The 12,346-nt window shown below is 45.3% G+C and carries 11 protein-coding genes; 9 read left to right on the top strand and 2 right to left on the bottom strand.

The features are described 5' to 3' along the window. The 8 genes from argJ to CCU_RS00745 all read left to right on the top strand — a co-directional run. On the top strand, positions 1 to 811 hold an 811-nt coding region (argJ, locus tag CCU_RS00780; protein WP_208895875.1), incomplete at its 5' end, for a bifunctional ornithine acetyltransferase/N-acetylglutamate synthase. Between the two features lie 228 nt (positions 812 to 1,039). Beyond that, entirely contained in the window at positions 1,040 to 1,930 is an 891-nt protein-coding gene (gene argB / locus CCU_RS00775) for an acetylglutamate kinase (RefSeq protein WP_015533199.1), read from the top strand. A gap of 328 nt (positions 1,931 to 2,258) precedes the next feature. After that, positions 2,259 to 2,876 (top strand): ComEA family DNA-binding protein, encoded by a 618-nt coding sequence (locus tag CCU_RS00770; protein WP_015533198.1) that lies wholly within the window; start codon positions 2,259 to 2,261, stop codon positions 2,874 to 2,876. Positions 2,877 to 2,905: 29 nt separating this feature from the next. Beyond that, positions 2,906 to 3,592, top strand: a complete 687-nt coding sequence (locus CCU_RS00765; protein WP_015533197.1) for a response regulator transcription factor — start codon at positions 2,906 to 2,908, stop codon at positions 3,590 to 3,592. A 1-nt stretch (position 3,593) separates the two neighbouring features. Beyond that, on the top strand, positions 3,594 to 5,069 hold the full coding sequence (locus tag CCU_RS00760; RefSeq protein WP_015533196.1) for a sensor histidine kinase: 1,476 nt from the start codon (positions 3,594 to 3,596) through the stop codon (positions 5,067 to 5,069). A gap of 9 nt (positions 5,070 to 5,078) precedes the next feature. After that, on the top strand, positions 5,079 to 6,014 hold the full coding sequence (locus tag CCU_RS00755) for a GerMN domain-containing protein (protein WP_117874671.1): 936 nt from the start codon (positions 5,079 to 5,081) through the stop codon (positions 6,012 to 6,014). A 108-nt stretch (positions 6,015 to 6,122) separates the two neighbouring features. Then, positions 6,123 to 8,492 carry a DNA internalization-related competence protein ComEC/Rec2 gene (locus tag CCU_RS00750; RefSeq protein WP_208895874.1) on the top strand — a complete coding sequence of 790 codons (2,370 nt, stop codon included), beginning with the start codon at positions 6,123 to 6,125 and terminating at the stop codon, positions 8,490 to 8,492. A gap of 81 nt (positions 8,493 to 8,573) precedes the next feature. Next, the gene (locus CCU_RS00745) at positions 8,574 to 9,524 is read left to right on the top strand and encodes a YitT family protein (RefSeq protein ID WP_015533194.1); all 951 of its coding nucleotides are present in this window, start codon (positions 8,574 to 8,576) and stop codon (positions 9,522 to 9,524) included. Between the two features lie 90 nt (positions 9,525 to 9,614). On the opposite strand, the gene pdxT is transcribed toward CCU_RS00745, so the two are convergent. Both pdxT and pdxS read right to left on the bottom strand, forming a co-directional pair. After that, positions 9,615 to 10,178 (bottom strand): pyridoxal 5'-phosphate synthase glutaminase subunit PdxT, encoded by a 564-nt coding sequence (gene pdxT / locus CCU_RS00740; RefSeq protein WP_015533193.1) that lies wholly within the window; start codon positions 10,176 to 10,178, stop codon positions 9,615 to 9,617. Position 10,179: 1 nt separating this feature from the next. Beyond that, the gene (gene pdxS / locus CCU_RS00735) at positions 10,180 to 11,058 is read right to left on the bottom strand and encodes a pyridoxal 5'-phosphate synthase lyase subunit PdxS (RefSeq protein ID WP_004848658.1); all 879 of its coding nucleotides are present in this window, start codon (positions 11,056 to 11,058) and stop codon (positions 10,180 to 10,182) included. A 263-nt stretch (positions 11,059 to 11,321) separates the two neighbouring features. On the opposite strand from pdxS, the gene holA reads away from it, so the two are divergent. After that, positions 11,322 to 12,341 (top strand): DNA polymerase III subunit delta, encoded by a 1,020-nt coding sequence (holA, locus tag CCU_RS00730; protein WP_015533192.1) that lies wholly within the window; start codon positions 11,322 to 11,324, stop codon positions 12,339 to 12,341. Positions 12,342 to 12,346 lie beyond the last annotated feature (5 nt).

Here is a 12,346-nt window from a genome sequence, read left to right as displayed (position 1 = left end):
ATATTCTATAGATGCCGGAGTGGATGCCGCGGAGGCGATCCAGACGACTGATATCTATAAGAAGGAGATAGCCGTAACTTTAGAGATCAAGGGGCAGCAGGTCACCATCGGAGGTATGTGTAAGGGATCAGGAATGATCAATCCTAACCTGGGAACCGTACTCAGCTTTATCACGACAGACCTGAATATCAGTTCAGAGTTGCTGGGCAAGGTGCTTAAGGCTGACGTGGTCGATACATACAATATGGTGTCAGTGGACGGAGATATGTCCACCAACGACACTGTCATGATATTTGCAAATGGCATGGCGGGCAACGAGGAGCTGCTGGAGACCGATGACGACTTTCCTGCATTTGTCGAGGCAATAAGATATATCAACCGCGCATTTGTCAGGGCGATAGCCTCGGACGGCGAGGGTGCTACCAAGATGTTTCAGGTGGATGTGTCGGGCATGCCGGATAAGGATACTGCAAGACATCTGGCAAAGGCGATAGTGGCCTCCAATCTTGTAAAGTGTGCCATGTACGGAGCTGATGCCAACTGGGGCAGAATAGTGTGCGCCATGGGACAGAGCGGCGTGAAGTTTGATCCGTACAGGGTGGATATAGAGATAGCCAGTGTGGCAGGACATCTTGAGATCGTAAAGCATGGAGTGACAACTGATTACGATGAGAAGGAAGCAAGCCACATACTCTCAGAGAAGCAGATAAAGCTCAAGGCGCATATGAATATGGGGGATGAGATGGCCACAGCGTGGGGCTGCGATCTCACATATGACTATATCAAGATAAATGCGGATTATAGAAAGTAAAATCCAGTGAGATAAGCCATATAAAAATGGAAGCAGGTTATAAGATAAAACATATTGCGTAAATTTAAAAATAGATTGTAGTCAATAAATCAAATAAGACTAAATTGAGACGATGCGTTAATCGTTGACATTGATCAGGCTGGAAGATAAAGTTGAAGGCAAAAGACAGATAAACCTAAGGTAGATAAACCGAAGATATATAAATATAGAAGAAAGAAGGACAGAAAAATGGTTATAGGTGATTACACAGTAGATCAGGTAATTGAGAAGGCACAGACACTGATAGAGGCTATGCCATATATCAAGAAATTCCAGGGCAAGACAGTGGTTGTAAAGTACGGCGGAAGCGCTATGCTTGACGAGAATCTCAAGTACAACGTTATCAAGGACGTTGCCATGCTGAAGCTTGTCGGCATGAAGCCGGTCATCGTACACGGTGGCGGCAAGGAGATCAGCAAATGGGTAGAGAAGGTCGGCAAGGAGGCAGAATTTATCAACGGTCTCCGTGTTACAGATGCAGAGACGATGGAGATCGCAGAGATGGTTCTCGGCAAGGTCAACAAGAGTCTTGTAAGTCTCATGCAGAAGATCGGACTTAAGGCAGTCGGAATCAGCGGCAAGGACGGCGGAATGTTCACAGTCAAGAAGAAGTTCCCTGGTGGCAAGGATATAGGTTATGTGGGAGAGATAACAAATGTTGACACATCCATCCTTACATCACTTATCGAGGATGATTTCATCCCGGTTATCGCACCTATAGGAGTGGATGAGAACTACGAGGATTACAACATCAATGCGGACGATGCTGCTTGTGCAGTAGCAACAGCTCTTGAGGCTGAGAAGCTTGTATTCCTCACAGATATCGAGGGAGTATTTATTGATCCAACAGACAAGTCAACACTTATCTCAGAGATGGATATACACGAGGCAAAGGACATCATAGAGAAGGGCGTTGTCGGCGGTGGTATGCTTCCAAAGCTTAACAACTGTATCGCAGCCATGGAAAATGGAGTTTCAAGAGTGCATATACTTGATGGCCGTCTCCAACACTGCCTGCTTCTTGAATTCTTCACCCAGAAGGGTATCGGAACTGCTATCCTCAAGGAGCCTTTATTCTAGGATGCATGGCAGAATATAACAAAGCTTCAAATAATAAAATAGTAAATTATAAAACAGTATATATGACCATGGTGGACAGCCATCTGTAAGGATGGAAGATTACCGGTCATGTATGCTGTTTTTTTATGTCTGATCTGAATCGGGGAGTTTATAAAAATGTTACATTTTTATGTATTGTAAAAAGTATCAATGAATAAGGGATAAAAGGGCTCTTTTGTGAAAAAAGTAACAAAAATGAAATAAAATAGAAATATATTGTTGTAAATTCAGAGGTGTTTAGATACAATAAACCTGTGTAATTCTGTGCTGACACAGGAGGTGTCGCACGATGAAGAAAATAATTAAAAATTTAGCATATTTATGCGTGCTGACAATGACATTATTGTGTTCCGGCTGTGGAGAAGAACAGGTAACTATATCCGGTAATTCAGAAGAGAATGTTACGGAGAAAGCTTCGCAGCAAGGCGCGGAAGAAGCCGGAGCAGACGACAGTGTAACGATACATTCAGAAACTCCAGAATACATAACAGTTTTTGTATGCGGAGCAGTGAAGAATGAGGGCGTATATGAGCTCGAAGCCGGATCCAGGGCGAATGATGGCCTTGAGGCGGCGGGAGGATTCTCCGATGACGCAGATACCGTTGCGGTGAATCTTGCAGATGTGCTTGAGGATGGTCAGAAGCTGTACTTTCCTGTCGGAGGTGAACAGCTTCCGGATGAGAGCGAAGCCGGGACAGATGCGTCGGAACAGAGACTGGTCAACATCAACAGTGCAGATGCTGCGGAACTTATGACGTTACCGGGAATAGGCGAGACGAAGGCCTCGCAGATTGTTGAGTACAGACGGAAGAATGGAGCATTTGCCTGCAAAGATGACCTTAAGAATGTCAGCGGCATAGGAGACAGTATATATGAGAAACTGGAGACATATATATCGACAGAGTAAATGAGTCTCGGGGTAGAAAGGATGTTAAGATGAAGAAAGTTCTTGTTGTGGATGATGAGAAGTTGATCGTTAAGGGGCTGAAGTTCAGCCTGGAACAGGACGATATGGAAGTGGATACAGCCTACGATGGCGGTGAAGCTATAGAGAAGATAAAGGCAAATGATTACGATATAGTTCTGCTGGATATAATGATACCTGTATACACAGGAATAGAGGTTTGCCAGATGGTCAGAGAGTTTTCCAATGTTCCTATTATCATGCTCACTGCAAAGGGTGAGGACATGGATAAGATCATGGGACTCGAGTATGGTGCAGATGACTATATAACAAAGCCATTTAATATTCTTGAGGTGAAGGCCAGGATCAAGGCTATACTTAGAAGAAGCAACCGCAAGCAGGCACCTGCAAAACCGTCAAATGTAATGGAGATCAACGGAATGAAGGTTGAGCTTGACAGCAGACGTGTATTTGTCGGTGGTAAGGAGCTTAATTTGACAGCCAAAGAGTTTGACCTTCTTGAGCTGCTCATGGCGCATCCAAACAAGGTATATTCAAGAAATGAACTCCTGAATACGATCTGGGGAGATTCCTACCCGGGAGATGCGAGAACAGTTGATGTGCATGTTAGAAGACTTCGTGAGAAGATAGAAGCTAATCCGGGTGAGCCGGTATACATTCATACAAAATGGGGAGTAGGATATTTCTTCAAGGGCTGATATGAAAAAAAAGAAACGTGCAACAGTTGAAACAGAAAAAATTGAAGAGAAGAATACCGCCCAGGAGAGATCCAGAGTCAGTATCAGAGTGGGGCAGAGAACGATCATATCGCTTATAGTGGCAGTCAGTGTGGCAGTGATCGCCTATGCAGCACTGTGGATACTGGCGGGCACTGTGAATTCGAAGAGTGAGAGAAATCTTGACAGACACGCACAGGAGTGTGCAGAATACATTGCCCATATAGTGAATGAACACAAGGCGGAGGATGATATAGGGAGAGCCGTGGACGAGATAAAGACCATGGCTTATTCTCTCTCTGCCCGTATAGTTATAGTGGATACTGATTACAAGGTCGTGGTGGACTCCTATGGAAAAGACACCGGAAGATATCTGGTGGATGAGAACGTGTTCAGCGTAATGAAGGGGCAGCAGAAGTATATATCAGAGACAGAGGAAAATGTGTACAGGCGCATAGTTCCAGTGATCAACAGTGAGGGCTATACAGATGCGGTGGCACTGATATCTCTTGAGACCGATGCTCTCGAGAACCTGTCAATATATATGAAGAGAAATGCAACTTATCTGTTTGTGATATCGTTGATACTTGGATTGATAGCTGCTTATTTTGCGGCTAAGTTATCAGTCAGGGATGTGAACCATGTCAGAAACGAGATAGAGGGAATGAAAGGCGGCAGCCTTGAACCGATGAGCGTGGACGGTATGTTCAGGGAGACACAGGAGCTGACAAAGGATATAAACGATATATTCAACAAGGCACAGCTTCTTGAGGAGTCCCGTCAGGAATTCGTGTCAAATGTCTCACATGAGTTAAAGACACCGATAACATCCATGAAGGTTCTGTCAGAGTCGCTGCTCACCCAGAGTGATGTGCCGGCGGAGATGTACAGAGAATTCATGGAGGATATAGTTCAGGAGATAGACAGGGAGGCAGAGATCATAAGTGATCTGCTTACACTCGTTAAGACTGACAAAGGCCCTGACAGCCTGAATAAAGAGCCTGTGGATATGAATGAATTTATGGATCTCATACTCAAGAGACTTAAGCCTCTGGCGGAGAAGAGAAGTATACAGCTTTCATTTGAGAGCTTTGGAGACATAAAGGCAGAGATAGACAAGGTGAAGTTTACTCTTGCGATCTCGAATCTGATAGAGAATGGAATAAAGTATAACGTTGATGGCGGTTGGATAAAGGTTTCGCTCAATTCAGACCACAGGAACTTCTATATCAAGGTAGCAGACTCCGGTGTAGGAATACCGGAGGATTGCATAAATCATATTTTTGAGAGATTCTACAGAGTAGACAAGGCGAGAAGTCGAGACACTGGTGGAACCGGTCTGGGACTAGCCATCACGAAGAATATAATTATCATGCACAAAGGAACTATAAATGTGTATAGTGAACCGGGAAAAGGAACTACATTTACGGTAAAGGTTCCATTACAGGCTCACGAGTAAGGGATTAATATGACGACGAAAAAAAGAATTATGCTCACTGCCGTGGTCATGGCTGCAGTGGTGATTCTTGTGGCGTGTGGAAGCGACAGCAAGAATGGCAGAAAGAAAAATTCAGCAGACAATTCAGATGAAAATCTGACTCTGTACTACGCAAACTCAACGTGGACTGATCTGTTCCCGGAGGTTTTCACCCGAGACCAGCTCGTCACGACGGAGAATCTTATCGACACTGTGATGAACGCATTGATGGACAGTGGGGAAATGACGGATAAACAGGTTCCGGTTCCCCAGGGCGTTACGTACCAGAGATATACATATGACGGTCAGGCGACGATCAATCTTATGTTCAACGTTGACTGGGAGGCCACTGACACATATGAGATGGTGCTAAGCAAGGCGGCATTTGTGAGAACTCTGACACAGATCGAATCGGTGAAGAAGGTTGTGTATGAATACACTGACATTGCAAATGAGAACAGTATCGTGCGTGAGGAGCTCACAAATGATTCATTTTCAGATATGGACAACTTCATGAATCCACATGAAGAGTACAACATATATATGCCGGACAGCACAGGACAGAAGCTGGTTCAGAAGACCATAGATCTGGACAGATCAGCGCCTGAATCACTGGAGGAACAGATGGTTGCAGGACTGAGAATGAGTTACGATGGAACAGTTGTACCGCTCAATGAGAAAACTGTGGTTAAGAGTGTCACTGTGGATGATGCTGACGATGTGTGTACGATAACATTTAATGAGAGCTTTGCGGATGGAACAGCAGGTGTGGACGATGAGATACTTGTGTATTCTGTTGTGGATTCCCTCATGGAGCTTGAAGATGTCAAGAGTGTACAGATAAATGTGGATAATACAAATAACAGATTGAACAACATCGATCTCAGCAGGAAATTTACTGCTGATTATTCAAAGCTTGAGATATAAACAGAAGTTTGAACAAAACAGGAGGATACGAATATAAAGAGACCATTATTCTGGATAGCAGTATGCTTTGCGCTTGGAGAGGCGTATAAAGAGGCGGCTGACAGTTCAGTGCTTATAATTGGTCTGATCATATTGGCTGCACCGGTATTGTCGGTTTACATGGACAAAGCCGGTACAGCCATGTTTTTTTATAGTGGCAAAGCTCATGGTGATAAAGACAGAAAGAACAGGATCGTCAGATGCGTTCTGAGTATGATGATATTTGGAATGATCTCTTTGACCGGTTATATGAATGGTTGTGCTATGTCGAAGCAGGAGAGACTCGCAGAAGAGCTCGATGGGCAGCAGCCGGGCGGTATAGAAGGAAAGGTGTACGAGATCAGGCAGTCCGGCGATGAATGGCGGGTATATGTGTATGCGGAATGGATAACATTTGGCGGAGGCGACTCAGAAGAAACTGTGGAATACCGGGGAAGATCAAAGGTATTGCTGTACATGGAAGACGTGGGAAGCCTGAAGACCGGAATGAAGCTGACCTTAAGCTGCAGTCTGTCAAGGCCGGACTCTGCAGATAATCCGGGCGAATTCGATGCGCGGGAATATTATTCGCACAAGGGAATATATATAGTAGGAAAGGATATCTCCATTCTGGAGTGTGGAGAGGACTACAGCCGTATAGGAGACATTCTGTTCAGGCTGCGTATAAAGTCCGGGGAGATCACAGACAGTGTGTTTGGAGAGACTGATGGCTCGGTGATAAAGGCAATGCTACTGGGGGATAAGAGCGGCATTGACAGGGATACGAAGAAGCTGTTTCAGATGAATGGAATAGCTCATATTCTGGCGATATCCGGTGTGCACATAGCAATAATAGGAATGACATTATTCGGCGTGCTGCGAAGGCTTACAGGGTCATATATGGCATCAGGTATAATGGCTATATCTGTGATCGTACTTTACGGAGTTATGACCGGGATGGCGAGTTCAACTGTAAGAGCCATGATAATGATGGTGATATCTGTGATCGGTCAGGTAAAGGGGCGAAGCCCTGATATGCTTACATCCGCGGGAACCGCGTCAGTCATACAGGCGATGATTGATCCGGGTATCATCCTTGATGCCGGATTTCAGTTGTCTTTTGCCGCAGTGCTGGGGATGGCGGTGCCTGGAGCACTTATGAAAAAGCTTATTCCAGCTAAGAATAAGGTAGTCAGCACACTTGTAATGAATCTGGCGATAACACTTGCCACCGGACCGCTTGTTATATTCTATTATTACCAGTTTCCGCTGTATTCGATCTTTCTGAATCTGCTCATAGTGCCATTGGTTTCTGTGATAATATTCGTGAGTATCGTCGTGATTGCGGCTATGCTTATTTTTCCCGGGATACTACAGGGCAATGAGATGGCGGTGGGCATAGGAGCGTTTCCTGTGAAGCTGATACTTGCAATATACAGGCAGCTTTGCGAATGGGCGATGAAGCTTCCATTTTACAGTATAAATACAGGCCATGTGTCGGTTATGATGATCGTAGTATTTTATATGGCTATGGTTGGAGTGCTGATCCTGCTTGTAAGAGCAAAGAGTGCAGACTGCGCCAGGGTGAGGAGGCGGATGGTCTGTCTGTGCGCTGCTGTGATCATGACCTTGTGCTGCGTGTGTTACGAAGCAGCTTCATTTGACCGGGAGTTCAGAGTTGTATTTATGGATGTTGGTCAGGGAGACGGCATACTTATAAGGTCTGGCATGGGAGTAAATATATTGATAGATGGGGGCTCGTCGAGTAGCAATAAGGTTGGTGAGTACGTGATGGTGCCTGTTCTAAAGTTTTATGGTGCAGCTCATGTAGATTATGCATTTGTGACACACGGAGATAAGGATCATGTGTCCGGTATCCAATATCTTCTAAGCGATACGAACTCCGGTATCAGAATAGATAATCTTGTGGTTCCGATGTATGGTGATATTGAAAATATGGGTGAACTGCTTGAGCTGGCAGAGAAAAGAGGCGTAAATATCATATATATGGACGGCGGTTTTCAAATGTCCTGTGGCAAGGATGCAGCTAAGGTGTGGTTAAATTTCTTGCATCCGTCCGAAAAAACTGATATAAAAGATGCAAATGATCTTTCTGCGGTTATCCGTCTGGAGTATCGAGGGTACAGTGTTTTATTTACGGGAGACCTGGGAGAAGATGGAGAACGGGAGCTTATCTCGGAGGGCGGTGATCTGAGTGCTGATGTGTTGAAGGTCGGACATCACGGCAGCAGATATTCTACGAGTGGGGAGTTCCTGAGAGCAGTCGACCCGGATCTTGCGATCATATCGGCGGGGGAGAATAACCGATATGGTCATCCGCACGGGGAGACACTGGAGCGTTTGGATGCCTGTGGAGCTGATGTAATGAGTACCATAGACCATGGAGCTATATGTGTAGAGATAACGGATGGTGGAATTTCGGTAACCGGATACAGATGATCAGGGAGTTATGAGAATAAGAATTCTGAAAGGAGAACAGGGGAAGGAAGAAACGACTATGATGTGGAAAGGAAGATGAGTATGACAAAAAAACTAAAATTACTGCTGGAATTTGTAATGCTGACACTTGGCGCAGTTATAGCTGCATTTGCTATCGAAGAATTTCTCGTGCCGAACACCATACTTGACGGAGGAGTCATCGGTATAGGTATCATGATCAATAATCTCACAGAAGTGTCCCTGAGTATTCTGACGATCGTTCTTAATGTTCCGTTTCTTATAATAGGTTCAAGACAGCTTGGTAAGATGTTCATGGTGAAGTCCGGTTATTCCATGGCTGTATTCTCAGTATTTGTGGAGATATTCAAACCCCTTGAAAATGCAACCTCAGAGACCATACTTGCGGTGTGCTTCGGCGGTGTGATACTTGGACTTGGAGTTGGTATCATCATCAAGTTCGGCGGGTGTCTGGATGGAACGGAGACCGTGGCCATCATGCTGAACAAGAAAAAAGACTGGCCGGTTGGAAGAGTTGTTCTGGGCATGAATCTGATCATATATTCTATTGCGGGAATGCTCTTTGGTCTGGACAGGGCGATGTACAGTCTTCTTACATACTTTATAACATCAAAGGTGCTTGATATGGTTGAGACCGGTCTTGAGCAGGCGAAGGCAGCCATGATCATAACTGATGATGCCAGAGAGGTGGCAGACAAGATATACAAGAAGCTTGGAAGAACAGTTACCATCATGCAGGGCAAGGGAATGATAAGCGGCAACAAGACAGTGCTCTACTGTGTTATCACGAGATTTGAGATCGGTGAGCTGAAGAACATCATCAATTCCATAGATTCTTCTGCATTTGTCACAGTTACGGATGTGGCGGAGATCATCGGCAACCACATCAAGGATAATGAATACAAGGAGATCCTTGAGAAGATAGAGGAGAAGGAAGAACCGCTCACAAAGCTTCCTGAGCATGAGAGTATGACGGACTTTGATGGCCTGGAGCATACCGGAAAAATAGATTAGAAAAAGCCTGTGACATATACCGGCAGATAACTGCTGTATATGTCACAGGCTTTTTTTTATTGATATATGTTTTAGACTGTAGTCAATATATTACTGGATATTGTCTACAAATGCCTTGTGGATCCTGTAGTCGCTGTCAAGCTCAGGGTGGAAGGAGAGGGCAAACTGGTTGCCGTACTTAACTGCCACGATCTTGTCATCAACTGTTGCAAGGACATCAACCTCAGGTGAAGCCTCAGCCACATAAGGTGCACGGATGAAAGTCATAGGAACCTCACCGATACCTTTAAGCTCGGCCTCTGTGTGGAAGCTTCCAAGCTGTCTTCCGTAGGCATTTCTCTTTACTGTGACAGGGAGAGTGCCAAGGTGTACAGTGTCATCACCTTCGATGTGCTGTGCCAGAAGAATAAGTCCTGCACATGTGGCAAGAACCGGCATGCCACCCTCGATCTGAGACTTTATAGTGTCGAACATGTCGCTGTCTCTGAGAAGCTTTCCTTGGACTGTGCTCTCACCGCCAGGAAGGATCAGGGCGTCATAAGGCTTGTTCAGATCTCCGGCATTTCTAAGTTCTAAGCATGATACGCCGAGCTCGGAAAGTACATGCTCATGCTCTGCGAAAGCTCCCTGTACTGCCAATACACCAACCTGCATATTACTTACCCCTTTCTGCCATGAGGATTGCGATCTCCTGCTCGTTGATACCAACCATAGCTTCACCAAGTCCCTCTGAAAGCTTTGCAACGAGATCAGCGTCATTGTAGTTTGTTGTTGCCTGAACGATGGCAGCAGCACGCTTAGCAGGGTCTCCTGACTTGAAGATACCTGAACCTACGAATACACCCTCAGCACCGAGCTGCATCATGAGAGCTGCGTCGGCAGGAGTAGCAACACCGCCGGCTGCGAAGTTTACAACTGGGAGACGGTGATTCTCATGTACGTACTGAACGAGATCGTAAGGAACCTCAAGCTTCTTAGCTGCCTCATACAGCTCATCTGTTCTCATGCTGACGATCTCAGCGATCTGGCTGTTCATCTTTCTCATATGTCTTACGGCCTGAACGATATCACCTGTACCAGGCTCGCCCTTAGTTCTGATCATTGAAGCACCCTCGTTGATTCTTCTGAGGGCCTCGCCGAGATCCTTGGCACCACATACAAAAGGAACCTTGAACTGTCTCTTGTCGATATGGTATACGTCATCTGCTGGTGAGAGAACCTCGCTCTCGTCGATGTAATCGATCTCGATGGCCTGAAGGATCTGAGCCTCTGCGAAATGTCCGATACGGCACTTAGCCATAACAGGGATTGATACAGCGTTCTGGATTCCCTTGATCATCTGTGGGTCACTCATACGTGATACACCACCTGCAGCTCTGATATCTGCTGGGATTCTCTCAAGTGCCATAACTGCACAAGCGCCGGCAGCCTCAGCGATCTTAGCCTGCTCAGGTGTTGTAACGTCCATGATAACTCCGCCCTTAAGCATCTGGGCAAGTTCCTTATTTAACTTATATCTTTCTGTTGTCTCCATGTTGAACCTCCGTTATAATTAGATTTGTGTTTATTGGAGTGAGTGTACATAAACTCACAATCTGTAGGTGATTATAAAACCAAAGTGACATTATAGAAATAATCAATATGTGATTATAAAAACAGGTCAGATAACCTCTGATATTATCAAAATACATAGAAAAACAGGTCAGATTTGCCATATAAGATATAATTATGGTAGAAACTGGTACTGTATTTTGAAAATCATATTGTGAGACATAAGCTTGATGAAGGAGAAACGTAATGGCTGCAACAAAGAAAAAGGAAAAAAAGAACGCGATGGCGGTCATAAACCAACATATAAAGACGGGGGAGTTTGCCAAGATATATCTTCTGTATGGGGAGGAGAGGTATCTCGTGAACCAGTACAGAGATAAGCTGCTGTCGGCTCTGACTGATAAGGACGATAATCTGAATTTTATGAAATTTGCCGGAAATGGGATCGATACATCTGAGCTTCTTGCATTCTGCAACGAGATGCCATTTTTTGCGGACAGAAGAGTTGTCCTTGTGGAGAACAGTGGTCTGTTCAAGAGCAGCAACGAGGATTTTGCGAAGAAGCTGGTGGAGATAGAGGATACATCAGTTGCCATATTTGTAGAGATGGATGTGGACACCAGGTATAAGCTGTTCAAGGCTGTGGACAAGAATGGAGAGGCTCTGGATTTTGCGACCCCTGATGAGAAGATGATGGTCACGTGGGTGAAGTCACTGTTCCGTGCCGATGGTGTTGCCACCACAGACACGGCGATATACAAGATAATCGAAGCTGCTAACATGGATATGAACTGTATCAAGAATGAGGTTGACAAGATGATAAGCTACGCCGGAGACACGAAGCAGGTCAGCGAGCATGATGTGGATCTTCTGTGCAGTCAGGATGCGGAGAGCAAGGTGTATCAGATGATAGACTTCATCATTGCAAAGCAGAAGGAGAAGGCTTGCAGTATGTATCACGATCTTCTTGAGAATAAGGAATCGGCGATCATGATAAACGCATGTATCATGAGACAGTTCAACAAGCTCCTTCTGGTAAAGATGGCATTATCAGATGGCGCGCAGGACGCCAGCCTGGCGAAGATCGCAGGATGCCCGGTGTGGGCAGTGAAGAATTACAAGGCTCAGTGCAGGGGCTACAGCATGGCACAGCTTAAAGACATAGTGGAGAACTGTCAGGACATGGACTACAAGCTCAAGACCGGACAGGTTATGGATAACGCGGCGATGGAGGTCATGATCGTGGAGCTGTGTGAGATGCAGTAGGAGAC

This window comes from Coprococcus sp. ART55/1 (genome assembly GCF_000210595.1).
In the GTDB taxonomy this organism is placed as follows: Bacteria; Bacillota; Clostridia; order Lachnospirales; family Lachnospiraceae; genus Coprococcus; species Coprococcus aceti.
Note: the sequence above shows the minus strand (reverse complement) of the source record. Positions and strands in the feature narration are given on the sequence as shown.